The organism is Sphingobium xenophagum NBRC 107872, assembly GCF_000367345.1.
GTDB classification, from domain to species: domain Bacteria; phylum Pseudomonadota; class Alphaproteobacteria; order Sphingomonadales; family Sphingomonadaceae; genus Sphingobium; species Sphingobium xenophagum.
In genome coordinates this window covers 41,790-66,132 of sequence record NZ_BARE01000006.1, presented here as the reverse complement: position 1 = coordinate 66,132, position 24,343 = coordinate 41,790, and the positions used below count along the sequence as shown (strand labels likewise).

The 24,343-nt window shown below is 62.9% G+C and carries 24 protein-coding genes, 1 tRNA gene, 1 pseudogene and 1 riboswitch; of the genes and pseudogenes, 6 read left to right on the top strand and 20 right to left on the bottom strand.

The window, feature by feature from the left end:
• Positions 1-53 precede the first annotated feature (53 nt).
• The 8 genes from SX1_RS02960 to rpsM form a co-directional block, all read right to left on the bottom strand.
• The gene (locus SX1_RS02960) at positions 54-1,286 is read right to left on the bottom strand and encodes a TCR/Tet family MFS transporter (protein WP_019051846.1); all 1,233 of its coding nucleotides are present in this window, start codon (positions 1,284-1,286) and stop codon (positions 54-56) included.
• A gap of 26 nt (positions 1,287-1,312) precedes the next feature.
• The gene (locus SX1_RS02955) at positions 1,313-1,966 is read right to left on the bottom strand and encodes a YoaK family protein (protein ID WP_026149442.1); all 654 of its coding nucleotides are present in this window, start codon (positions 1,964-1,966) and stop codon (positions 1,313-1,315) included.
• Between the two features lie 9 nt (positions 1,967-1,975).
• Entirely contained in the window at positions 1,976-2,554 is a 579-nt protein-coding gene (locus SX1_RS02950; protein ID WP_019051844.1) for a hypothetical protein, read from the bottom strand.
• 61 nt (positions 2,555-2,615) lie between these two features.
• Positions 2,616-4,787 (bottom strand): prolyl oligopeptidase family serine peptidase, encoded by a 2,172-nt coding sequence (locus SX1_RS02945; protein WP_019051843.1) that lies wholly within the window; start codon positions 4,785-4,787, stop codon positions 2,616-2,618.
• Positions 4,788-4,887: 100 nt separating this feature from the next.
• Entirely contained in the window at positions 4,888-5,313 is a 426-nt protein-coding gene (gene rplQ, locus SX1_RS02940) for a 50S ribosomal protein L17 (RefSeq protein ID WP_026002152.1), read from the bottom strand.
• Positions 5,314-5,482: 169 nt separating this feature from the next.
• On the bottom strand, positions 5,483-6,547 hold the full coding sequence (locus SX1_RS02935; protein ID WP_019051842.1) for a DNA-directed RNA polymerase subunit alpha: 1,065 nt from the start codon (positions 6,545-6,547) through the stop codon (positions 5,483-5,485).
• 119 nt (positions 6,548-6,666) lie between these two features.
• Positions 6,667-7,056 carry a 30S ribosomal protein S11 gene (gene rpsK, locus SX1_RS02930; protein ID WP_004208752.1) on the bottom strand — a complete coding sequence of 130 codons (390 nt, stop codon included), beginning with the start codon at positions 7,054-7,056 and terminating at the stop codon, positions 6,667-6,669.
• Between the two features lie 73 nt (positions 7,057-7,129).
• Positions 7,130-7,498 carry a 30S ribosomal protein S13 gene (gene rpsM / locus SX1_RS02925; protein WP_019051841.1) on the bottom strand — a complete coding sequence of 123 codons (369 nt, stop codon included), beginning with the start codon at positions 7,496-7,498 and terminating at the stop codon, positions 7,130-7,132.
• A gap of 297 nt (positions 7,499-7,795) precedes the next feature.
• On the opposite strand from rpsM, the gene SX1_RS02920 reads away from it, so the two are divergent.
• The 4 genes and pseudogenes from SX1_RS02920 to arsB all read left to right on the top strand — a co-directional run bounded on the left by SX1_RS02920 (position 7,796) and on the right by arsB (position 10,606).
• A complete protein-coding gene (locus SX1_RS02920; protein WP_019051840.1) occupies positions 7,796-8,344 on the top strand; it encodes a hypothetical protein in 549 nt (182 codons plus the stop codon).
• 470 nt (positions 8,345-8,814) lie between these two features.
• Positions 8,815-9,147 (top strand): ArsR/SmtB family transcription factor, encoded by a 333-nt coding sequence (locus SX1_RS02910; RefSeq protein ID WP_019051838.1) that lies wholly within the window; start codon positions 8,815-8,817, stop codon positions 9,145-9,147.
• 16 nt (positions 9,148-9,163) lie between these two features.
• Positions 9,164-9,574, top strand: coding sequence for an arsenate reductase (glutaredoxin) (arsC, locus tag SX1_RS02905; protein ID WP_019051837.1), 411 nt, complete (start codon positions 9,164-9,166; stop codon positions 9,572-9,574).
• Positions 9,574-10,606, top strand: a pseudogene (arsB, locus tag SX1_RS22345) (ACR3 family arsenite efflux transporter). Before arsC ends, arsB begins: the two are co-directional and overlap by 1 nt.
• Before the next feature lie 3 nt (positions 10,607-10,609).
• Here the strand turns inward: arsB and SX1_RS02895 are convergent.
• The 4 genes from SX1_RS02895 to SX1_RS02880 all read right to left on the bottom strand — a co-directional run bounded on the left by SX1_RS02895 (position 10,610) and on the right by SX1_RS02880 (position 12,085).
• Positions 10,610-10,951, bottom strand: a complete 342-nt coding sequence (locus SX1_RS02895) for a 3TM-type holin (RefSeq protein ID WP_254908086.1) — start codon at positions 10,949-10,951, stop codon at positions 10,610-10,612.
• A gap of 5 nt (positions 10,952-10,956) precedes the next feature.
• Complete coding sequence (locus SX1_RS02890) at positions 10,957-11,496, bottom strand: glycoside hydrolase family 108 protein (protein WP_017181737.1); 540 nt, start codon at positions 11,494-11,496, stop codon at positions 10,957-10,959.
• 97 nt (positions 11,497-11,593) lie between these two features.
• Positions 11,594-11,833, bottom strand: coding sequence for a hypothetical protein (locus SX1_RS02885; RefSeq protein WP_019051836.1), 240 nt, complete (start codon positions 11,831-11,833; stop codon positions 11,594-11,596).
• Positions 11,834-11,998: 165 nt separating this feature from the next.
• Positions 11,999-12,085 (bottom strand) — tRNA-Leu (locus tag SX1_RS02880).
• Positions 12,086-12,254: 169 nt separating this feature from the next.
• Here SX1_RS02880 and SX1_RS02875 point away from each other — a divergent pair.
• On the top strand, positions 12,255-12,749 hold the full coding sequence (locus tag SX1_RS02875; protein ID WP_017181739.1) for a hypothetical protein: 495 nt from the start codon (positions 12,255-12,257) through the stop codon (positions 12,747-12,749).
• A gap of 5 nt (positions 12,750-12,754) precedes the next feature.
• Here the strand turns inward: SX1_RS02875 and gltB are convergent, their stop codons facing one another.
• From gltB to SX1_RS02845, 6 genes are all read right to left on the bottom strand, one after another.
• Positions 12,755-17,293, bottom strand: coding sequence for a glutamate synthase large subunit (gltB, locus tag SX1_RS02870; protein WP_019051834.1), 4,539 nt, complete (start codon positions 17,291-17,293; stop codon positions 12,755-12,757).
• Positions 17,294-17,379: 86 nt separating this feature from the next.
• Entirely contained in the window at positions 17,380-18,102 is a 723-nt protein-coding gene (locus tag SX1_RS02865; RefSeq protein ID WP_026149441.1) for a DUF2059 domain-containing protein, read from the bottom strand.
• Positions 18,102-19,550 (bottom strand): NAD(P)-dependent oxidoreductase, encoded by a 1,449-nt coding sequence (locus tag SX1_RS02860; protein WP_019051832.1) that lies wholly within the window; start codon positions 19,548-19,550, stop codon positions 18,102-18,104. The genes SX1_RS02865 and SX1_RS02860 overlap by 1 nt, the downstream gene beginning before the upstream one ends.
• Before the next feature lie 165 nt (positions 19,551-19,715).
• Positions 19,716-20,525, bottom strand: coding sequence for an undecaprenyl-diphosphate phosphatase (locus tag SX1_RS02855; protein WP_017181743.1), 810 nt, complete (start codon positions 20,523-20,525; stop codon positions 19,716-19,718).
• A 126-nt stretch (positions 20,526-20,651) separates the two neighbouring features.
• Positions 20,652-21,578, bottom strand: coding sequence for a complex I NDUFA9 subunit family protein (locus SX1_RS02850; protein ID WP_019051831.1), 927 nt, complete (start codon positions 21,576-21,578; stop codon positions 20,652-20,654).
• Positions 21,579-21,654: 76 nt separating this feature from the next.
• Positions 21,655-22,233, bottom strand: a complete 579-nt coding sequence (locus SX1_RS02845) for a TMEM165/GDT1 family protein (RefSeq protein ID WP_019051830.1) — start codon at positions 22,231-22,233, stop codon at positions 21,655-21,657.
• Between the two features lie 18 nt (positions 22,234-22,251).
• Positions 22,252-22,442, bottom strand: a riboswitch (yybP-ykoY riboswitch).
• 33 nt (positions 22,443-22,475) lie between these two features.
• Here SX1_RS02845 and SX1_RS02840 point away from each other — a divergent pair.
• On the top strand, positions 22,476-22,892 hold the full coding sequence (locus SX1_RS02840; protein WP_019051829.1) for a DUF1801 domain-containing protein: 417 nt from the start codon (positions 22,476-22,478) through the stop codon (positions 22,890-22,892).
• Positions 22,893-22,900: 8 nt separating this feature from the next.
• Here the strand turns inward: SX1_RS02840 and SX1_RS02835 are convergent, their stop codons facing one another.
• The gene (locus SX1_RS02835; protein WP_081490874.1) at positions 22,901-23,242 is read right to left on the bottom strand and encodes an Mth938-like domain-containing protein; all 342 of its coding nucleotides are present in this window, start codon (positions 23,240-23,242) and stop codon (positions 22,901-22,903) included.
• A gap of 56 nt (positions 23,243-23,298) precedes the next feature.
• Positions 23,299-24,282, bottom strand: a complete 984-nt coding sequence (gene secF / locus SX1_RS02830) for a protein translocase subunit SecF (protein ID WP_019051827.1) — start codon at positions 24,280-24,282, stop codon at positions 23,299-23,301.
• Positions 24,283-24,343: the final 61 nt, after the last annotated feature.

Sequence of the window (24,343 nt, the reverse complement as noted above, 5' to 3'; positions counted from 1 at the left end):
AGGGATTCGCGCCCGGTTAGTCGCCCCGCCCCGATATGTCCAGTTTTCGCGACCTATACGGCATCGGCATCCAGCCCACGGCCCGCCGCCCAGCCCAGCAATGCCGCGCTGCCCAGCACCGCCGCCGCGATCAGGAAGGCGCTGCCGATGAAGGGCAGGGTCGGATTGCCGCCAACCGACAACGCATAAATGCCGCCGAAGAAGAGGGGCGATACGATACCTGCAATACTGCCCACACTGTTGTTCGCGCCCTGCAACTGGCCCTGTTCGGATTCGGACACGCGCTGCGTCATCAGTGACTGGATCGTCGGCATTGCCAGCCCCCACAGCGCATTGGGCAGCATCGCGGCGACAAACAGCCAGCCGGTCGGCGCGAGTCCCATGCAGGCGATGCCGACCGCACCGAAGGCCAGGCCCGTCACCATCGTCGCCCGGTCGCCCAGCCGCTTGACCACGGGACCGACCAGCAAGCCCTGCACGCCCATGTCGAGCAAGCCGACCAAGGCGAGCAGGCTGCCGACCTGCCACGCCCCCCAGCCATAACGATCCCCGGCATAAAGGACGAACACGGCGGAGAAGAGATGGTGGGCGAAATAGAGCAGGAAATTGACGATCGCCAGGCTCGACAGTTCCGGGTGAGACCGCAAAAGGGTGAGCGCGCCGAATGGGTTGGCGCGGGCCCATGAAAAGGCCATCCGCTTTTCCTGCGGGAGCGATTCGGGCAGGACGACCAGACCATAAAGGAATGCCAGTCCCGACAGGCCAGCCGCCGCCCAAAAGGGCGCGCGCAGCGAAATCTCGCCCAATATGCCGCCCAGCAGTGGCCCGGCAACAAAGCCGCCGCTGAATGCCGCCCCGATCAGCCCATAGCCGCGCGCGCGATCTTCAGGTCGGGTGATGTCGGCCATATAGGCAAACACGGAGGTGAAACTGGACGAGGTGACCCCCGCTAATATCCGCCCCAGAGCCAGCCACCATAGATTGGGCGCGACGGCCATCAGCACATAATCGAGCGCCAGACCGCACACTGATAGCAGAATGACGGGCCGCCGCCCGAAACGGTCGGACAAGGACCCGATAATCGGCGAGCAGATGAACTGCATCCCCGCCCATAGCGCTACAAACAGGCCATTCCACAGGCCAGCCGCGCTGCTGGAGCCGGACAGGGATTCGATCAGTTGCGGCAGGACCGGGATGACGATTCCCATCGACATGACGTCGAGCAGCGCCGTCACCAGGATGAAGGCGATGGCCGCATTGCGGCGGGGAAGGAAAGGAGCGGGCATGGGCACCGCCTAGAGCGGATGGACAGTCATGCCAAGCGGTCGGTGCGCGGCAACGGCCCCAGCCAGAGGCTCCATGCGAGCAACAGCAGACACCAGCCGCAAGCCACCCACAAAGCGCCAAGGTCCATCCGCCCAAACAGCACAGCCCCGGCCACTGCGCCTGCGACAAGACCCAGCCAGAGCAACAGATGCGGCAGCCAGCCAAACGCCGGGCCACCGGTCACGGCGCTGGCCAGCGCCTGTCCGAGCTTCACCAGTGCCCCGGTCATATAAGTGACGCCAATGCTCACCTCGCCATCGCGCTGGAACATATTGTTCACAGCGCCCATAGCCGCCGCCATCAGCAAAGTCAGACCATCCCCGACCGATCCGGCCAGGGATGCCGCGATGGTCAACAACGCCAGCACCAGTGCCAGTACGGCTTGCTTGCGCCACCGTCCGGCCATCCGCGCCAGAAGCGCGCCGACAAATACCCCACCGACAAAAGCGCCGATCAGCCCGGCGGCCGCCCGTGCCAGCGTCGGCTCTGTCGCGATGCCGACTGCCATTCGGGTCGAATTGCCGCTCATGAACGACACGAAGAGCCCGCCCAGTTTGAGCAGACCCAACGCATCGACCATCCCCGCAAGCGCCGCCAGGCCAAAAGCCAGGACATGGCGCGACGGAGGGTGACGACGCACGGCGGCGCCTTATCGCATCACGACATCGCGGCTCAGATAGACCTCCGCGACGCGGCCATCCTTGATCGTGCAGGTGAAGCGGCGGGTCGTGCCCGTCGGGGCGCGATAATTGGCGCGCGATTCGACCTCTCCGTCGATATTATAACCGCCCTGCGCGGCGCGCGGCTCGTCGATGCGCCGCACCTCGGCATAGCCGCCATTCTGGTCCTGCGCTTCATCGCGCGCGGCGACGGCGCAGGCGTCCGTCATCTGATCCTGATCGCCATAGGCGGCGGCGACATCGGAGAAATCATCGTCGCGCCGGACATCCGCGCCATAATCCGTACCATCGACCGGCGGGGGAGCCGCGGCGTCACTATTGCGCGCTGCCTTCTTGTCTTTCGACATGGAAGAGGCAACGATCGCCACCGCACCGATCAGCGCTGCAACCCCGACGGCATCGCCAAAGCCGAAGCCATTGCCGCGATCGCGATGGTGATGATGGCCCCAATTGCGGTCATAGCGCGGACGCGCCTGCGCCGGACCTAGGCTGCCAACCAGCAGCGCCAGTCCAACCAGCGATCCTGTCATCCAGCGCGTCTTGCCCATGCCTGTGTCTCCTGCGGTCAAACGGTATCTATCCGCGTCCGGCTGTCGCGCGGCTGAACGATTATTGCGGATCATCCTTGATCTGCAAACCCGTGAATGAGGCCAGAAAGGCATAGCTGTCGGCATATTCGTCGATCAGCTTGTCGATCGGCTTGCCAGCGCCATGGCCGGCGCGGCTTTCTACCCGTAGCAGGTGGGGCTTGCTGCCCACATCGGCAGCCTGCAAGGCGGCGGCATATTTGAAACTGTGGGCGGGCACGACCCGGTCGTCAGTATCGGCCGTGGTGACGAGGATCGCGGGATAATCCTTACCCGACAGGATGTTATGATAGGGCGAATAGCCGTAGAGCAGCGGAAAATCCTCCGCCCGTGCCGGCGATCCATAATCGTCCACCCAGTAACGCCCGGCGGTGAAGCGGTCAAAGCGCAGCATGTCCATCACGCCCACAGCTGGCAGGGCGGCAGCGAACAGGTCGGGGCGCTGGTTGACTACCGCGCCAACCAGCAGGCCGCCATTGGATCGCCCCTCGATCGCCAGTCCATCCGGCGTGGTATAGCCATTGGCCTTCAGATACTCGGCCGCGGCGATGAAATCGTCGAACACATTCTGCTTGTTGGGGCCACGGCCAGCCTCATGCCATGCCTTGCCGAATTCACCACCGCCGCGCAGATTGGCGATGGCATAAACCCCGCCCTGTTCCAGCCAGGCCAGCCGCGTCGCCGAATAGCCCGGCGTCAGGCTGATGTTGAAGCCGCCATAGCCATAAAGGATCGTCGGTGCCGCGATCGCCCGGTCCGCCAGCACCTTTTTGCGGATCACGGTCATGGGCACGCGGGTGCCGTCCTTTGACAGATAGCTGATCTGTTCCACCCCGAATTCATCCGGATTGAAGGGCAGGTCGGGCTGGGCGAACAACTGGCTTTGCAGGGTGGATGTGTCGAAGCGATAGATGCTGGACGGGGTGGTGAAGCCCGAAAAGCTGAAAAACGTCTCCGGGTCGCCATCGCGCCCGCCAAAACCCGCCGCAGTCCCCATGCCGGGCAAGGGCACGTCGCCCACCTTGCGCCCATCCAGTTCGACCAGTTCCGCAATCGTTTCGGCCTGCGTCATATAGGCCAGGATCAGTCGGTTGCCGACCAGCGAGCCGCCCGCCAGCGTATCGGCGCGTTCGGCCACGACCTGTTGTGGCTTGCGTCGGGGCTGCGCCGCATCGAGCGTCACAACTCTCAGATGGGGCGCATGATCATCGGTGATGAAATAAAGGGTCGACCCCCGACTCCCAATCAGCCGCCAATCCTGTACCGGCCCCTTCACCAGACGCCGAGGCTTAACCGGCCCGCCGTCCAGCGCCGCGACATGGATTTCACGGCGCGGGTCGATCCCCTGAAACGAACTGATCACCAGCCAGCGCCCGTCATTGGTGACCTGCGCGGTATGGCTAAGTTTCGGCCGGTCTGGCGTGGCGTAGATCAGTTGATCCTGCGCCTGCGCGGTGCCGACGCGATGATAGAAAAGCTGCTGATCTTCATTGGCGGCCCTGAAAGCCGTATCTCCCTGCGGCGCAGGGTAGCGGGAATAGAAGAAGCCCTCGCCACGTCCGTCCCAGGCCAGGGTCGAAAATTTGACCCAGTCGATCCGGTCGTCGAGCACTTTCCCCGTATCGACATCCAGCAAACGCAGGGTCCGCCAATCGCTGCCCGCTTCCTGCACGGCAAAGGCCAGGGTCCGGCCGTCCGGCGAGGGAGCCCATTCGGCCAATGCGCTCGCACCATCCTTGGCCCAATCATTGGGATCGATCAGCAACCGCTGCGGGCCGTCCAGCCCTTCACGCACGTAGAGCGGAGTCTGGTTTTGCAGCCCCTTGTTATAACCGTAGAAATAGCGCCCGCCGGCCTTGCGCGGGACGGTGTAGCGGCCATGCGACAGCAACGCCTGCATCCGCGCCTTCAGCGCCGCCCGGCCCGGCAGGCCGTCGATATAGCGGCGGGTCAGCGCATTTTCCTGCGCCACCCAGTCGCGTACGGCCGGGTCCGCACGCAGATCATTTTCCAGCCAGCGATAGGGATCGGCGACCTTAACCCCGAAATGATCCTCGACCAGATCAAGACGCCTGGCGATGGGGTAGCGCAAGCCCTGCCCGGCCGCGTCGATGGCGACCGTCTCCGGCCCCGCAACGACCGGGCTGGCCGCCAGCAGCAGCGGCAGCAGGAACAGGCGGGCCGTTGCGCGCATCCTCTTTTTCGTCTCTTTTTAACCAGAACAGGCCGTGGCTCCTAAAGAGCCACGGCCTGTCGGTAAAGCATCCAGCCCTCCCTAGGAGGACCGCACTCAATCAGGCAGCTTCATATTCATCTTCGTCGGCGGTCTGCACCGGGCCGCTATCCTGCCCCTTGGCGCTGACGTCGCGGTCGACCAGTTCGATGATCGCGATCGGCGCGGCGTCCGATGCGCGGATGCCAGCCTTGATTACGCGGGTGTAACCGCCATTACGATCCTTGTAGCGTTCGGCCAGAACCTCGAACAGCTTGGCCAGCTGCGCATCGTCCTTCAGGCGAGCATCGGCCAGGCGACGGTTGGACAGGCCACCCTTTTTCGCCAGCGTGATCAGCTTTTCCACATAGGGGCGCAGTTCCTTCGCCTTGGGCGTGGTGGTCAGAATCTGCTCATGCTTGATCAGCGAAGCGGCAAGGTTGCGGAGCAGCGCGACGCGGTGACCGGTGGCGCGCTGAAGACGACGTTGACCCATTCTGTGACGCATAGTTCATTCCTTCGTTCGTTAAGGGCCCGTTTCAGGTAGCCCAGACCAGGCGGTGACGTGGCCGCCACTTGTTCGTCATTCCCGCGAAGGCGGGAACCCATCTCCGACCCCATCCCCAGGCACAAGACCGGGAGATGGGTACCCGCCTTCGCGGGGATGACGGAGCTTTTTAGCCCAGCAGCTCTTGTTCGAGCTTCTTGGCCATTTCCTCGATATTTTCAGGCGGCCATCCGGGGATGTCCATGCCGAGGCGCAGACCCATGGACGACAGCACTTCCTTGATTTCGTTCAGCGACTTGCGACCGAAATTGGGCGTACGCAGCATCTCGGCTTCGGTCTTCTGGACCAGATCGCCGATATAGATGATGTTGTCGTTCTTGAGGCAGTTGGCGCTGCGGACCGACAGTTCCAGCTCGTCCACTTTCTTGAGGAGGTAGCGGTTGATCTGGTTGGTGTCGCTTTCGCCTTCCGACGCCGCTGCGACCGCATGGCCACCCTGCGAAGGCGCGGCGGTGGGCAGCGCGTCCTCGAAATGGACGAACAGCTGGAGCTGGTCCTGCAGGATGCGCGCGGCAAAGGCGACCGCATCCTCCGGCGTGACGGTGCCGTCGGTTTCGACGGTCAGCGACAGCTTGTCATAGTCCAGTTCCTGGCCGACACGGGTATTGTCCACCTTGTAGGCGACCTGACGGACCGGCGAGTAGAGCGCGTCGATCGGAATGAGGCCGATCGGAGCGTCTGCGGGACGGTTGGCGACGGCTGGGACATAGCCCTTGCCGACATCAGCGGTCAGTTCCATGTTCAGCGTCGCGCCCTGGTCGAGGTGACAGATCACCAGGTCCGGGTTCATCACTTCGATGTCGCCAACGACGCTGATGTCGCCAGCCTTGACCACGGCAGGACCGGTAGCCGACAGCTGAAGCCGCTTGGGACCATCGCCTTCCATCCGCAGGGCGACCTGCTTGATGTTAAGGACGATGTCGGTGACATCTTCACGCACGCCAGCGAGCGACGAGAATTCATGCAGGACGTTCTCGATCTTGATCGAGGTGACCGCCGCGCCCTGAAGCGAGGAAAGAAGAACCCGGCGTAGCGCGTTGCCAAGCGTCAAGCCGAAACCGCGCTCCAGCGGCTCGGCAACGAAGGTCGCCTTGCGCTTACCGTCGCTGGTTGGCTTGATTTCCAGCGCGTTGGGCTTCTTCAATTCCTGCCAGTTCTTCATGTTGACAGTCATGTACTTCCCCTGGGGATGTGGCCGAAACGCTTATGATCCTGGACCCGACAGGACGTTGCGGCCGATGCAGACGGGTAACGGGCGGCGCGTCCGCCGCCCGCCATATCGCTCAGCCGAATTTAGACGCGGCGGCGCTTGGACGGACGCACACCGTTGTGCGGGATCGGCGTTACGTCGCGGATCGAGGTGATGTGGAAACCGACGGCCTGAAGGGCGCGCAGGGCCGATTCACGACCTGAACCGGGACCCTTGACTTCGACTTCCAGCGTGCGGACGCCATGTTCGGCGGCCTTGCGACCGGCATCTTCCGCGCACACCTGAGCGGCGTAGGGGGTCGATTTGCGGCTGCCCTTGAAGCCCATCATGCCAGCCGAGGACCACGAAATCGCGTTGCCCTGGGCATCGGTGATGGTCACCATGGTGTTGTTGAAGCTGGCGTTGACATGTGCCACGCCGGCCGAGATGTTCTTGCGCTCACGGCGCTTAATGCGCTGGGGTTCGCGTGCCATTTTGCTCTATCCTACTCGAAATACTGACAAAAGAAGTCGGGAGGGCAAGGCCGCAAGGCCCGCCCTCTGGCGCTTACTTCTTCTTACCGGCGATCGCCTTGGCCTTGCCCTTGCGGGTGCGGGCGTTGGTGTGCGTGCGCTGGCCGCGAACCGGCAGCCCCTTACGATGACGCAGGCCGCGATAGCAGGCCAGGTCCATCAGGCGCTTGATGTTCATCGCGGTGTTGCGGCGAAGATCGCCCTCGACGGTCAGGTCAGCGTCGATCGTTTCACGGATCTGGAGCACTTCGGCGTCCGACAGGTCCTGCACGCGACGGCTGTGGTCGATGCCCAGCTTGTCGGCGATGTCTACGGCGGTCTTACGGCCGATGCCGTGAATGTAGGTGAGCGCGATGATTACGCGCTTGTTGGTCGGGATGTTAACACCCGCAATACGTGCCATGGTCAATTAATCTCCTGCTCCACGGGGCGATTGGCGTCACCCCATCTCAAAGCGTCAGGGCCGCGACCCCATGGCGTGGGACCGCAACCAATGTATAGCCCCGGACGCAAAAAAGACGGCCAGTGCGCGAAGCACTGCCGCTCACCAGCGTGTCGGGATGTGCGCGCCCTAGCGATTCGGCCGGACGGTGTCAATATCGGCGCGGCAAGCAAACGCGTCGGCCCGGCCTGCCCCCGCGGCTCTTCCGCTCATCCTTTTCCAGTTGAGCCGCCTGCGCCGGGCGGGCATGGGTGGGCAATGCGCTTTACCACCAACCTTGCCCTCGCCGCACCCTTCCTCATCCTCCTCGGCTCCTGCGTCGGCCCTGCCACGCGCCAGGCCAGTCCTGCCCCCGCGCCTGCCCCGCGACCGGCACAGGCGCCGGTCCGGCCTTCCGCCCCCGCCGCGCCATTGGCCAGCGACTGGCAATATCGCCCCACCGCGCCGGGGGATTGGCGCTGGCAATCCGACGCAGCCATGTCGATCGCCCATTTCGGTCCGACCGCGGCCGCCCCCCGCCTTACTATCCGCTGCGATCGGGCGGCGCGCCGAATCAGCATTATTCGCGCAGGCGCGGGACAAGGGACGATGACGCTGCGAACCAGCTATGGTGCGACCAGCTGGCCCGCGACAGCCACCACAACCCCCGTGCCGCAGACGATAGCGGTGCGGGCCGCTGCCGATACCGCGCTGGATCAGATGGCCTACAGCCGGGGCAAATTCGCGATCGAGGTGATGGGACTGGAACCGCTTATCGTACCGGCATGGCCGGAAGTGTCGCGTGTGATCGAGGATTGCAGGGGATAGCGACGCGACGCCGGGATTGCGGACGCGAAAGTATGATTCGAAAAAAGAATAATACAAGTCTTGATCATGCCTTCCGTCTGATTCACATTCCATCCCGTGGCCGCACGAAGCGCAGTCGAAGTCGGCCATAACGGGCTTCAACATAGCGAAAGGAGGTGATCCGATGTCTCATGGTTCAGCAATGGGGTCGGTCAAGTCCATTCGGGGAACGCGCCGCTGAGCGACGCCATGCCGTCGATCTCCCTCCACATCGCGAGATAAAGCGCGCCGATATACAGGCCGTCTCCCGGTGGAGAAGATAGCGCGACCTTCGTTTCCCCTGGGCGGCACTTCCGGCCGCTGACCATGCACATGATGGGCCGTCGGGCTTTGACCCGGCGGCCCCTCTCATTTGCGTTTCTCGCCGCCGCGATTCCTTTCTTTCCTCACAACCGACTTGCCATGCTCCATATATCCATTAATCTGGATATATGGAAAACGAATCCGCAATAGCTGCCTTGGGCGCTCTCGCCCAGTCCACGCGGCTCGACAGTTTCAGGTTGCTCGTCCGCCACGAGCCCGATGGCCTGCCCGCCGGGGAAATCGCCCGGCTGGTCGGAGTCCCGCAAAATACCATGTCGTCCCATCTGGCGATCCTGTCCCGCGCTGGACTGGTCCGCGCGGAGCGGCAGAGCCGATCCATTCATTATCGCGCCGATCTGGAGGCGTTGGGCGCACTGACATTGTTCCTGCTCAAGGATTGTTGTGGCGGGAACGCGGCTTTGTGCGCCCCGATCATTGCTGAACTGACCCCTTGCTGCTGATCCAAAGGACATTCCCTTGGCCACCGACATCATCATCTATCACAACCCCGCCTGCGGCACGTCGCGCAACACACTGGCGATTATCCGCCATGCCGGGATCGAGCCGCATGTCATCGAATATCTCAAGACGCCGCCGTCGCGGGCTTTGCTGGAACAATTGATCGCCCGTGCCGGCATCGCGCCGCGCGCCCTGTTGCGGCAGAAGGGCACGCCTTTTGCCGATCTGGGGCTGGACGATCAGACGCTGCCCGACGCGGCGCTGATCGACGCGATGATGGCGCACCCCATATTGATCAACCGCCCGCTGGTCGTGTCGCCCAAAGGGGTGCGACTATGCCGCCCGTCCGAGGCGGTGCTGGAGTTGTTGCCCCATCCGCTGCCCACACCCTTCGTCAAGGATGATGGCGACGTGTTGGGAGCCGCCTGATGTCATTGTTCGAACGCTATCTCAGCCTCTGGGTCTCGCTGTGCATCGTCCTGGGGATTGGACTGGGGCATCTGTTCCCGTCAGCCTTCGCGCTGATCGCTGGAGCCGAGATCGCCAACATCAACCTGCCGGTAGCGGCGCTGATCTGGCTGATGATCATACCCATGCTGCTGCGGATCGACTTTGCTGCGCTGGGCAGCGTAAGGCGGCACTGGCGCGGTGTCGGGGTGACGCTGTTCATCAATTGGGCGGTCAAGCCTTTCTCCATGGCGCTGCTGGGCACATTGTTCATCGGCCATTTGTTCGCGCCCTACCTGCCTGACGGACAGGGGCCGTCCTATATTGCGGGCCTGATCCTGCTGGCCGCCGCCCCCTGCACCGCGATGGTGTTCGTCTGGTCCAACCTGCTGGATGGCGATCCAAGCTATACGCTCAGTCAGGTGGCGCTCAACGACCTGATCATGCTGTTCGCCTTTGCGCCGATCGTTGGACTGCTGCTGGGCGTCGCCTCGATCAGCGTGCCATGGGATACGCTGCTGCTGTCGGTCGGCCTCTATATCGTCGTGCCCGTGGTCGTCGCCCAATGGCTGCGCCGGGCGCAGTTGCGGGCAGGCGGACAGGCGGCTCTGGAACGGCTGCTGACAAGGCTCAGGCCATTTTAGCCTGCTAAGCCTGTTCGCTACACTCGTGCTGCTCTTCGCCTTTCAGGGGGAGCAGATCGTCGCCCAGCCGCTGGTCATCGCGCTGATCGCAGTGCCGATCCTGCTTCAGGTCTATCTGAACGCAGGCCTTGCCTATTGGCTCAGCCGCAGCATGCGCGTCGACTGGTGCGTTGCGGGACCGGCTGCATTGATCGGTGCATCCAATTTCTTCGAACTGGCGGTCGCCGCAGCGATCAGCCTGTTCGGCCTCCACTCTGGCGCGGCTCTGGCCACTGTCGTCGGCGTATTGGTGGAAGTGCCGGTGATGCTCTCTATCGTCGCTCTCGTGAAGCGTTCGCGCGGCTGGTATGAAGGGCGCGCGGCCGCCTAGGCGCTACCGCTCTGCCCCCTTCGCCTTGCCCCATGCGCGCGCGGCAGTGTAGCCCAGATAACCTGTGCCAAACAAAGCGTAGAGCGGTTCAGGCAGGGCGTTGAGATAGTCGCGCATCCCCGCCGTGATCGCCGCCGCCATAGCGGGTCGCCACCCCGCGATGACGCCCATCGGCAGCGACCAGAGCAGCAGCGCATACATGACATAGAGGAAAGTGGGCCGCGCGCGCATAGCCCAGGGATCGGGATCGATAGACTCGGAAACCATGGCTTCATATCCTGATTGAAAAGACAGTTCCGGGCGTCGTTCGCGCGATAGCTTGGCGCAAAACGCACGAGTGTTCATAAGAGCTAACCGATTCGGTTGGCCAGCCAGCCGTAGAGAAACGCCTCATTGGCGGGGCGGTTTTCCGCGAGCGCGATATAGCGTTCACCCTGCATCGCTTCGATCGCCTTCAGCAGTACCGCCTCACCCGCCTTGCCCCGCAACGCACGAAAGGCGCGCAATGCCCCCAGCGTCCTTGCGCCGATCGCCCGGTCCAGCGTCAGATCCGGATAATCGCGCTGGTTGCGATTGAGCGCGTTAAGGGCGCGCTGGAGAAAGCCGGTCGCGGTTCCCACGCCCATATTGACCGCAGTATCGAACAATTCGGCCGCGACGGAGGGCGCGGTTTCCGCGACGAAGGCGTAACCGGGCTGATCCCAGTAAATCCGCCGGTAAATCGCCACCGCCGTCGCGCGCGGCAAAGCTCGCATGTCGCCGACAAACCCATTGTCCCGCGCCACCGCCTGGGTAATCCCCCAATTGGTCGGCCCGCCCCGGTCAGCCGGATGGTTGGAATAACCGCCTTCGCGGGCGATAACATCGTCAATGAGCGTAAGGATGTCCATGCTGCGCCTCTCTGTCTCGAACGAGGCGGATCATTTATCCCATATGGTTTGTTGTAGGACAGGGGAAATTCCGGCCGAAGATCGGAAACCGAACCTGTCAGCTTTCTGCGCGCAGTTTTTCCGCCAGTTGGGCGATTTCATCCGGCTCCAGCAGCCAGGTGCGCGTCCGGCGACCTTCCCGATGAACCGGCTGGGTCAGCAACACACGCGCCTGCGCCTTGGCCTCTGCCTTGAAGATCGCGAAATGCTGCGCGCATTGGCGGATCGTGCCGATCAAGGGCGCCTTGCCATCCAGATCAATCATGGTGGCTGGCTGATCCCAGTCTATGGCGGACATGGCAGCTTCCTTTCATCTCGTCATCCGGGTCCGTCCCGCGCGCCCGCGTCAGATAGGCGGTCGAACCACACCCCTGCAAGGTCCGTGCGATCAAGCGCAATTGCCCCTGCCCTTGCGGGGCGGGGACTGTCAATTCCGGCTGATCCTGAGCATCAGGCAAGTGAATGGTGCGGCCAAGAAGACTCGAACTTCCACGGGCTTTCGCCCACAACGACCTCAACGTTGCGCGTCTACCAATTCCGCCATGGCCGCACATTCAAAGGGAAACCGGCAGGACCGGCATCTGGTAGGCGCTGGCCATTAGCAAAGGCTTTTGCGCCATGCAACAACCGATCTGCATCTGCGTTATGATTGATTGTCGTGCACGATGCGGCACGCCGAAAGGCCAGTGCCCGCCAGCAAAAGGATGGAAAGCAGGACCATGCAGCATTGGATACTGTCAGGCGTGACAGTGGCCGCCGCGACGGTCATGGGACTGGGTTTGGGCGCCTATGTCACCAGTCCGCAATCCTCTGCTCCAAGAACACAGAAAGATGTCGCCTATGCCGAGCCCAGCGATAGCAGCCTGTCCGATCAGGTCGCCGATCCGGCCGGTCGCGGTCCCGACATAATCCGCTGTACCGGTTGCGGACCAACGCTGGTGGAACGGCAAATGGCTTCGGACATGGCGGGACTGGACGCAGACGGCATGATTGACGGCACCAGCGATCCGGTCGTGCGTGACTATCTGGCACAAGGAGAGGCGGCGGAAGCGGTCGATCCCGTCCCACCGCCATCACCGATTCATCAGCTGCCACCGCCAATTGCGCGCTTCGCCGCCGGAGAGACGGCCACGCCTCCACCGACTCTGCAACCTGCCCAAGGGAAAGCCCCTCCTGCCGTCATGGCGACGGCAGCAGGCAGTTCCTTCCCTTAGAACGCCTATTCGGCAGCAACGACCTCCGCCGGCGCATCGCTCAGCGGATGGGTAAGGCGGCTGATCATCTCCTTGGGGCACACTTGCCAGATATAGCGCCGCCAACGGTCCCAATCCTCCAATATGGTGCTGGACCATTTGCTGTCGGTCGCCTTGGCGTGCTGGGCGATCAGATCCTTGACCTGCGCCTCCCAATGCGCGCTTTCCAGCCGCTGCCAGACGATCCCTTCCGGGTTGGCCCGCGACATGAAGCTGCCATCCTCGTCCAGGATGAAGGCCATCCCGCCGGTCATGCCCGCGCCGAAATTGGCGCCGGTCTTGCCCAGGATCACGGCAATGCCGCCGGTCATATATTCGCACCCATTGGCGCCGCAGCCCTCGACCACGACCTGCGCGCCCGAATTGCGGACCGCGAAGCGTTCGCCCGCCTGCCCTGCCGCGAACAGCTTGCCACTGGTCGCGCCATAAAGGACGGTGTTGCCGATGATCGTATTATCCTTCGACGACAGGGGGCTGGAGACGGTCGTGCGCACCGTGATGATGCCGCCTGACAGGCCCTTGCCGACATAGTCATTGGCGTCGCCGAAGATTTCCAGCGTGATCCCCTTGCACAGGAACGCGCCCAGCGACTGGCCCGCGGACCCGCGCAGGCGCACGGTCAGATGTCCATCGGCCAGCGCCGACATGCCGAACTTGTCAGTCACCGCCGACGACAGGCGCGTGCCGACCGCGCGGTGCGTGTTGCGCACCGTATAGGTCAGTTGCATCTTCTCGCCCCGCTCGAACACTGCCTTGGCGTCGCGCATCATCTGCGCGTCCAGGCTGTCGGGCACGTCGTTGCGCCATTGCTTCAGGCTGAAACGGCGCTGGTCGTCGGGGGCGTCCACCTTGGCCAGGATCGGGTTGAGATCCAGATCGTCCAGATGTTCAGCGCCACGATTGACCTGCTTCAACAGTTCGGTCCGCCCGATCACCTCGTCCAGGCTGCGGAAGCCCAGCCGGGCCAGCACTTCGCGAACTTCCTCGGCGATGAAGGTCATCAGGTTGATGACCTTTTCCGGGGTGCCGGTGAATTTGGCGCGCAGCTTTTCATCCTGCACGCACACGCCCACGGGGCAGGTGTTGCTGTGGCACTGACGCACCATGATGCAGCCCATGGCGACCAGCGACAATGTGCCGATGCCATATTCCTCCGCGCCCAATATCGCGGCGATCACGATGTCGCGCCCGGTTTTGAGGCCGCCATCGGTGCGCAGCTTCACCCGATGCCGCAACCCGTTGAGGGTCAGCACCTGATTGGCTTCGGACAGACCCATTTCCCATGGCGTCCCGGCATATTTGATCGAGGTTTGCGGGGATGCCCCGGTTCCGCCGACATGGCCCGCGATCAGGATGACGTCGGCATGCGCCTTCGCCACGCCCGCTGCGACCGTGCCGATGCCCGCCTGGCTCACCAGCTTGACGCAGACGCGTGCGCGCGGATTGATCTGCTTGCAGTCGTAGATGAGCTGCGCCAGATCCTCGATCGAATAGATGTCATGATGGGGCGGCGGCGAAATCAACGTCACGCCGGGCGTCGAATGGCGCAGCCTGGCGATGAATTCGGTGACCTTGAAGCCGGGCAGCTGCCCCCCCTCGCCCGGCTTGGCCCCCTGTGCGACCTTGATCTCTATCTCTTCGGCCGACGCCAGATATTCGGCATGAACGCCAAAGCGGCCCGACGCGATCTGCTTGATCACGCTATTGGCATTGTCGCCATTTTCATAGGGTTTGAAGCGCGCCGCATCCTCGCCGCCCTCGCCCGACACCGCCTTCGCGCCGATCCGGTTCATCGCGATCGCCAGCGTCTCATGCGCCTCAGGCGAGAGCGCCCCGAGCGACATGCCCGGCGTCACGAAACGCTTGCGGATTTCCGTGGTGGCCTCCACCTCGTCGATCGGCACGGCTTCGCGCGCGAAATTAAACTCCATCAGGTCGCGCAGATAGACCGGTGGCAGATCGCGCACCCCGCGCGAGAATTGCAGATAGGTCGAATAGCTGTCGGTCGCGACCGCCGTCTGCAACAGGTGCATCAGTTGCGCGGAATAGGCATGCGCCTCCCCACCGTTGCGCTGGCGATAGAAGCCGCCGATGGGCAACCGCACGACCGATGCGTCATATGCCTGCTGATGGCGCAGGATCGCGCTATAGTGGAGCGAGGCATAGCCTTCGCCCGAAATCTTCGCCGGCATGCCTGGGAACAGATCATTGACCAGAGCGCGCGACAGGCCGACCGCTTCGAAATTATAGCCGCCGCGATAGCTGCTGATGACCGCAATGCCCATTTTGGACATGATCTTGAGCAGGCCTTCGTTGACCGCGACGCGATAGCGCTCGAAACAGGCGTCAAGGTCGAGAGACCCGAACAGCCCGCGCGCATGGCGGTCGGCGATGCTGGCTTCGGCCAGATAGGCGTTCACCGTGGTCGCGCCCACGCCGATCAGCACCGCGAAATAATGGGTATCGAGCGCCTCGGCGCAGCGCACGTTGATGGACGCATAGGAACGCAGCCCCTTGCGCACCAGATGCGTATGCACCGCGGCCGCCGCCAGCACGCCAGCAATGGCGATGCGCGTCTCGCTGACGCCCTCGTCGGTCAGGAAGATTTCTGTCCGCCCTTCACGTACCGCCTGCTCGGCTTCCTCGCGAATGCGTGCGATTGCCGCGCGGAGCTGCTCCTGCCCGCCATTTGCCGGGAAGGTGCAGTCGATTTCCGCGACCGCCGGACCGAAATGCGCCTTCAGCCGCGCCCACTCCGCGCTGGTCAGAACCGGCGATTCCAGCACGAGCACATGGCTGTTCTGCGCATCCTGCTCCAGGATGTTATGCAAATTGGAAAAGCGCGTTTTCAGGCTCATCACATGCCGTTCGCGCAACGGATCGATCGGCGGGTTGGTGACCTGGCTGAAATTCTGGCGGAAGAAATGGCTAATCGTTCGCGGCTTGTCGGAAATGACAGCCAGCGGCGTGTCGTCGCCCATTGATCCGATGGCCTCCTTGGCATCCTCCACCATCGGCGCCAGGATCAGTTCCAGATCCTCCAGCGTCAGGTTGGCCGCCACCTGCCGCCGCGTCAGTTCCGCCTTGTCCCAGTCGGGCAGCGCGGTCGGCGCATCGGTCAGGTCGCTGATCGCCATGAAGTCCTTGATCAGGTCGCCATAGGGCCGCTCACCCGCGATCCGATCCTTGATCGCGGCATCGTCGTAGATTTCGCCCTCGGCCAGATCGATGGCGATCATCTGGCCCGGACCCATGCGCCCCTTGCGCACGATGGTGGTTTCGGGAACCACGACCATGCCGGTCTCCGACCCGACGATCAGCAGATTGTCGCCAGTCAGCGTGTAGCGCAGCGGGCGCAGTGCGTTGCGATCCACCCCGGCCACGACCCAGCGCCCGTCCGTCATCGCCAGCGCGGCAGGGCCATCCCACGGCTCCATGACGGAGGCGAGATAATCATACATGTCGCGATGCGCCTTGGGCAGTTCGCCATTGTCGGCCTGCCAGGCTTCGGGCACGAGCATCAGCTTGGCGGTGGGCGCATCGCGGCCCGACCGGCAGATCGCCTCGAACACGGCGTCGAGCGCAGCGGTATCGGACGCGCCCGCCGGAATGACCGGCTTGATATCCTCCGACTGCTCGCCGAACGCGAGGCTAGCCATCTTGATCTCGTGGCTCTTCATCCAGTTCTTGTTGCCGCGGATGGTGTTGATCTCACCATTATGGGCAAGCGTGCGGAACGGCTGGGCCAGCCACCATTGCGGGAAAGTGTTGGTCGAATAGCGCTGGTGGAAGATCGCTACCCGGCTCTCGAACCGCTCGTCCTGCAAATCGGGATAGAATACCGACAGCGATTCGGCGAGGAACAGCCCCTTGTAGATGATGGACCGGCACGACAGGCTACAGACATAGAAATCATTGATCTGCGCGGCGATCACCTGCTTTTCGATCCGGCGACGGATCAGATAGAGGTCCTTTTCGAACTCGGCCTGATCGCGCACTTCGGGCATCGGCCCGGCGATCATGATCTGCTCGATTTCGGGGCGCGTGCGCTGCGCCTTTTCACCGATGACCGACACGTCCACCGGCACCTGCCGCCAGCCATAGATGGTATAGCCCGCGTCGATGATCTCGCTCTCAACGATGGTGCGGCAGGTTTCCTGCGCGCTGAGGTCCGTGCGCGGCAGGAAGATCATGCCGACAGCCAGGCGATTGGGCAGCGGCTTGTGACCGGAGTCCGCGATCGCATCGTCAAAGAAGCGCACCGGCAGGTCGACATGGATACCTGCGCCATCGCCAGTCTTGCCATCGGCATCGACCGCGCCCCGATGCCACACAGCTTTCAGCGCATCGATCGCGGAGGCGACTACACGGCGTGAAGGGCGGCCATCCGTCGCGGCAACGAGGCCCACGCCACAGGCGTCGCCTTCCAGGTCTGGATGATACATGCCCTCGGCGGCGATCCGCGCGCGTTCTTCGGGGCTTGCGGTGAAGTTGGTGTCCGTCATGATGACTTACCCTTGCCTGTAGCCGTCCATTTTTGGGCACGGCCGCTGTCATTTCCGTTGATTGCCGACCTGATCGGCGTCGATTGTCAGTTTGCCTTCTTCGCGTCCTTGCCGAGTAAGGCGGTAAGACGGTCGCGTTCAGCTTTTGTCAGCTCATTATATGTTCGCGGCTTTGGCAGCTTTTCGAGTTCGGCTGCGGACGATTTCATGATCTCCGGCATGGCCTGCATCATCTCAGGCATAACCTTCTGCATCCGACCAATATAATGCGGATCGGCGGCAAGCTCCATGAAACCCGCACCGAACTTGGCGCCAATGGGGGTCTTTAGAAACGTAGCGATCTGGTCCAGTTCGGCAGCAGTGTATCGGTAGGCGAAGGCCTCGGCCATGCCTTCCCGCATATCCGGCTCATATCGCCCCATGAAACGGCCCATCGCCGGCATCATGGTGTTGACGACGACGTCCATCCGCTTGCGGAAATTCGGGTCGATGATCGCCATCATTTCCTCGACGGTACCCTCGCCCAGATTATCCACCTGTTTTGGATCAAGGCCGCCCATCCTCAGAAATTCGCGGATCGGCATCTTGGTCATGCCATCCATCATCGGCCCCATCATCTTCTGCATCATCGGCCCCATCATCTTTTCGATGGTGCCGTCCGGCAGAATGACAGAAGCGATCGGCTTGGCCTTGGCCAAACGTACCGGATCGACAGATTGACCTGTTGCCGTCGAAGCCTCAGCCTGAACCTGGGCACCGGCCGGAGCCGATAGGAGCAGGCACGAAAGGGAGAGAAAAGCAGCGCGCATCACGCCGCAACCCTCTCGCCCGCTGCCTTGGCTTTCGCCTTCAAATAGCGGTGCATATGCTCGGTCACGTCGCGGCCGTCGCGGATCGCCCAGACGACAAGGCTTGCGCCGCGCACGATGTCGCCTGCGGCGAACACGCCGTCCATGCTGGTCATCATCGTCTTGTGATCGACGCGCAGCGTGCCCCAGCGGGTGACGGACAGGTCGTCCGCGCCGAACATTTTCGGCAATTCTTCAGGGTCATAACCAAGCGCCTTGATGACCAGATCGGCCTCCAGCGTATGTTCGCTGCCCGGATCGGGCTCGGGCGCGCGGCGGCCCGATGCGTCGGGGGCGCCCAGCCGCATCCTGGTGACCTTGACGCCGGTGACATGCTCGGTGCCTTCAAAGGCGATCGGCGCGGTCAGCCAGACGAATTCGACGCCTTCTTCCTCGGCATTGGCGACTTCGCGCTGCGATCCGGGCATATTTTCCCGGTCGCGGCGGTAGAGGCATTTGACCGATTTCGCGCCCTGGCGGATCGCGGTGCGGACACAGTCCATCGCCGTGTCGCCGCCGCCGATGACGACGACATTCTTGCCGGTCGCGAGCAGGCTGCCATCCGCATGTTCGGGGACATCGTCGCCAAAACCGGCTTTGTTGGAGGCGGTGAGATAATCGAGCGCCTTGACCACGCCCGGCGCGCCAACGCCCGGCGCGCGAATGTCGCGGGGCTTGTAGACGCCGGTGGCGATCAGGATCGCGTCATGCTTCTCACGCAGCGCTTCCAATGTCGCGTCGCGGCCAACCTCGAAATTTTCGTGAAAGACGATGCCGCCATCGCGCAACCGCTGGACCCGGCGCATGACCACGTCCTTTTCCAGCTTGAAGCCGGGGATGCCGTAGGTCAGCAATCCGCCAGCGCGATCATGCCGGTCATAGACATGCACCTCATGCCCCGCCGCGCGCAGATATTCCGCCGTGGTGAGGCCAGCCGGCCCCGCACCGATCACGCCGATCGACTGGCCGGTGGGCTTGCCAGGGACCAGCGGTTCGACCCAGCCTTCCTTCCAGGCGGTGTCGGTGATGAACTTTTCGACACTGCCGATCGTCACGGCGCCATGGCCGGAAAATTCGATGACGCAATTGCCCTCGCACAGCCGGTCCTGCGGGCAGATGCGGCCGCAGATTTCGGGCATGGTGCTGGTCAGGTTGGACAATTCATAGGCTTCACGCAGGCGGCCTTCGGCGGTCAGGCGCAGCCAGTCGGGGATGTGATTGTGCAACGGACAGTGAGTTGAACAATATGGCACACCACATTGCGAGCAGCGCGACGCCTGTTCTTCCGCCTTGTCGAGGATGAAGCTGCGGCTGATTTCCAGAAAGTCGTCGGCGCGGGCATCGGCATCGCGCTTGTCGGGGTAGGCTTGTCCCTTGCCTACGAATTTCAGCATTGGATTGTCGGCCATGATACGCCCCTGACTCAAGTTACAAGGGCGCGCATAGCATAAAAACCCGCGGAGTCACGCGGATTCTGTATTTTAGGTCAATAGTGCTGTCTAAATTACACCCTGTATCCACTCTAGTTGCGAAATGATCGCAGGAACTTATCGCATAAATAGACCGTTTCGGCCCTATCTCATCCCCAGCCATATCAGAGCGGCCACGCCAGCGACGATTCGGTACCAGGCAAAAGGCGCGAAGCCATGTTTGGACACAAGCCCGACGAACCAGCGGATGACCAGCAACGCGACAATGAAGGATACGACAAAGCCCAAGGCTATGCTGCCCCAGCCTACCGCTGCGCTGGTGATCTGATCGCCCTTCTTGATCAGTTCCAGCGCGGTTGCGCCCAACATGGTCGGGATGGCGAGAAAGAAGCTGAACTCCGCCGCCGTGCGCCGTTCGACCCCGAGCATCAGCGCGCCCATAATCGTCGCGCCGGACCGGCTGACCCCCGGCACCATGGCCAGACACTGGATGAAGCCGATCGCCAATACACGCACCGTCGGAATATCGGCGATGCCATGAAATCGCTGATCCTTGACCGCCCGTTCGATCAGCAGGATCGCGATGCCACCGGCAATCAAGGCCCAGGCAACCACCTGCGGCGCGCCAAGCAGAATTTCGATATAATCGTGCAGGGCAAGGCCGATAACGGCCGAGGGCATGAAGGCGATCAGCAGATTGCGCAGGAACCGCCAGCTTACCGGCTCACGCCGCAAAAGCCCCATGCCGACCGCCCAGAAAGTGCGCCAGTAGAGCACAACGACCGCCAGAATGGCGCCAAGCTGGATGACGACGTTGAACATCGCCCAGGTCGATGCATCATAGCCCAGCAATTCGCTGGCCAATATGAGGTGCCCGGTCGAGGATACCGGCAGAAATTCGGTCAGCCCTTCGACAATACCCAGCAGGATGACGGTCAGATAGTGCAGGTCCATGATTGGGATCGTCCTCCGATAATCATCCCGTCACCCCGAACGTCATGCTGAACATGCTTCAGCATGACGATGAAGGAGAAGATTGTCTTGCAGCTGATAGCCCCGCGTCGCGGCGGAGCCATGCCCTTAGGCGCTCACCCGACCGGCGAAGCGACCATGCTTGCGGTAACGGACCATCCATTTGTCCGCGACCCCCGCCATCGGCGTAGCGACGACGCCCAGTGCGTCCAGCCCCTTGGCCCCCGGCGCCACGACATTGTCACGCCCCAGCATCGCCAGTTGATCGCTGGTGATCGGCCCGCCCGGCAGCATCGCAAGCAGCTTCGCAGCCGCATGCGGCACATCGACCAGCGCCTTGTCCCGGCCAGTTGCCCTGGCGATCCACTGGTTGATGTCCTTCATGCTCAGCACCTGCGGCCCGCCCAGTTCGTAGGTCTGACCGCCATGGACACCGGGCTGCTCTGCCGCATTGGCGATAGCCTGCGCGACATCAGCGACATAGACGGGCTGGAACCTGGTCGCGCCGCCGATCACGGGGACCACTGGCAGCATGGCGACGATCTGCGCGAAGCGGTTGAGGAACTGGTCCTCCGCACCGAAGATGATCGACGGACGGATGATGGTGGCGTTGGGGAAAGCAGCCTTTACCGCCGCTTCACCTGCCGCCTTCGACCGGCCATAGGCAGACGGGCTATCGGCGTCGGCACCGATCGCCGACATATGGACCAGCGCGCTGACACCGGCGTCCGCCGCCGCCGTGGCGACATTGGCCGCGCCGCGATGGTGAAAGGCGTCGAAATCGCCCTTCAATATGCCCACCAGGTTGATGACGATGTCGCTGCCTGCCACGGCTCGCGCCACGCTGGCGGGGTTGCGGATGTCGGCGGCGATGAACTGTACCTGGCCCAGCCCGCCCAGTGGCTTGACCCGCAGCGCAGTGGCGGGATCACGCTGGGCAATCCGCACCCGCGCGCCGCGCGCCAGCAGCACCTGCGCCACCTGACGACCGACAAAGCCGCCGCCGCCGAATATCGTAACCAGATAGTCTTTCATCACCTGACCCACGTTCGTCCGAGAGGGAATATGCTGCCCATTCCCTTGCCCCAGCCGCGCCGCGCTGACAACCGCTTTACCCGATCCAGCCGACCAAATCGGCGATCATCCACAGGCCCAGCAGCAGGAACAGCAACGCGGCGCCAACCTGCAACGCGCGCATGGGCACTTTCCTGGCCAGCGCCTCGCCAAACAGCACGGCGGGAACATTGGCGATCATCATGCCGAGCGTGGTGCCTGTCGTCACCGCGATCAGATTATCGAATCGCGCGCCCAGCGCGATGGTCGCTACCTGCGTCTTGTCGCCCATTTCCACCAGGAAGAAGGCGACCAATGTGGTCAGGAACACGCCCGCTTTCGACGGTGCCCTGAGCGGCGCATCTTCGTCAATCTTGTCGGGCACCAGCGTCCATGCGGCCATGGCGATGAAGCTCAATGCTACGGCATAGCGGAACCAGTCCTGCGTCAGCACGCCCGCGATGGAGTGGCCCAGCAGGGCGGCGAGGAAATGATTGGCGATTGTCGCGATCAAAATGCCCAAGATGATCGGCACGGGCTTGCGAAAGCGCGTCGCCAGCAACATCGCCAGCAATTGCGTCTTGTCGCCCATTTCGGCAAGGGCGACGAGTGCGGTGGAGGTAAACAGAGCTTCCATCAGACAATATCCGGGGCCGGGCGGAAGTGATAGACGCAATGCCACCGTCGCCTCCCGCCCGGCCGGACAGAAAAGCGCCGATGCCATTGGTCTCGCCTTACGCAGATTGTTCCGCGTCCCCCATGCCATGACCTCTCGGCCAAATATGTTGACATAAGGCCCGCTCCATTTGCGCTGGAACGGCTGGCTACTCCCCAGATGACAGGCTAGCCTCTACGCGTCGAAGCCGGGGATGACAAGTCATGGGTAGGGACAGCAACAAGACGATCGAGACCGATAGCGACGCGGCAGCGTTTCTCGCCGCGGTCGAACCGCCCGAACGGCGGGAGGATGGGGAAAGGCTCGCCACGCTGATGCAGGCCGTGTCCGGCGAGCCGCCGCGCCTGTGGGGATCGTCGATCATCGGTTTTGGTCGCTATCATTATCGCTATGACAGCGGGCGCGAGGGGGATGCGTCGCGTATCGCCTTTTCCCCGCGCAAGGCGGAACTGGTCCTCTATCTTTCGGGCATATCGGACGAGGATTGCGGGCCGCTGGGCAAGCATCGGCGCGGCAAGGGATGTTTCTACATCAAGCGCCTGTCGGGCATCGACATGGATGTTCTGGAGGCGCTGATCCGGCAGAGCTGGTCCTATATGGCGGACAAGCATCCGACCTGAAGGACAGGTCAGAGCGGCAGCAGCGCTGCGACGATCCAACGTTCTTCGGCACGCAGCACGCCCCAGGCGCGGGCGGCGGCGCGGCTGTCCATTGCCTCTACGCCGATCCCCAGCGCCTCGACCGCGCGGACAAAGGGCCGGGGCGGCTGGCGCAATCCCGCGCCGGTGCCCAGCAACAGAAATTCGGGGCGCGGGTCCCCGTCGAACAGATCGCCCAGCGCGGCGAGCGTCAGCGCGTCGATCGGCGGGGCATCGTCCCACGCCATCGCCCGTACCGGGCTGAGCAACAGCCCGGTTGGAAACACATCGTCCCGCACCCGAAAGCCGCGCCCCTGGAAACCAGTGACGATCGGCCCCTGGCCGCTGTCGTCGCGGCGCAGTTCGATCCCGATGCGTTTCTCGCCGCTCAGGGCTGCGCTCCGTCCCGTGGGCCGACCCGTTCGGCCTGCGCGGCGATGTTGGCCTTGCTCGCTTTCTTCTCCGACGACATCGGGGTCAGCCCCAGCGAGATCAGCAGCGAGGAGGAGACATAGACCGACGAATAGGTGCCAACGATAATGCCCAGCATCATGGCCGCGGTAAAGCCACGCAGCACATGACCGCCAAACAGCAGCAGCGCGCCCAGCGCCAGCATGATCGTCACCGACGTCATCACCGTGCGCGGCAGGGTTTCGTTGACGGACAGGTCAATCAGCGCCTTCATGTCCATCTTGCGATATTTGCGCATATTTTCGCGGATACGGTCGTCGATCACCATCTTGTCGTTGATCGAATAGCCGACGATCGTCAGCACGGCCGCGACGATGTTGAGGTCGAATTCCAGCTGCGTCACGGCGAAAAAGCCCAGCGTCATCAACACGTCATGGACGATCGCGACGAAGGTGGAGACGCCGAACTGCCATTCGTAGCGGAACCAGCTGAACACCGCGATGCCCAGGATCGCCAGCACCACGGCCAGTACGCCATTCTGGATCAGTTCGCCCGATACCTTGCCCGATACCGTGTCATAACGGGAGAAAGTGACGCCGGGGAATTGCGCGGTCATCGCCTTGCGCGTCTTTTCGACCACAGCGTTGGCCGCGCCAGCGCCGCCCTGTTCAGGCAGGGGCAGGCGGATCTGCACCGTCTTGGGATCGCCGAACTGCTGGAGCGAGCTTTCGCCCACACCCAGCGATCCTATCGTCGCGCGGACCTTGTCGGTTTCCACATTCTGCGGAAATTTCGCCTCGATCATCAGACCGCCGACAAAGTCGACGCCCATGTTCAGCCCCTTGTAGGCCGTTGCGCCAAGGGCCAGCACGGTCAGCAAGGCGGTGAGCGCGAACGCCCATTTCCGCATCGCGACGAAACCGATATTGGTATTGTCAGGGACGAGTTTCAGAAGTTTCATGGCAGGCTTCCTTCGTCATCCCGGACTTGATCCGGGATCCAGTGCCCGGAGCGCTGCGCTT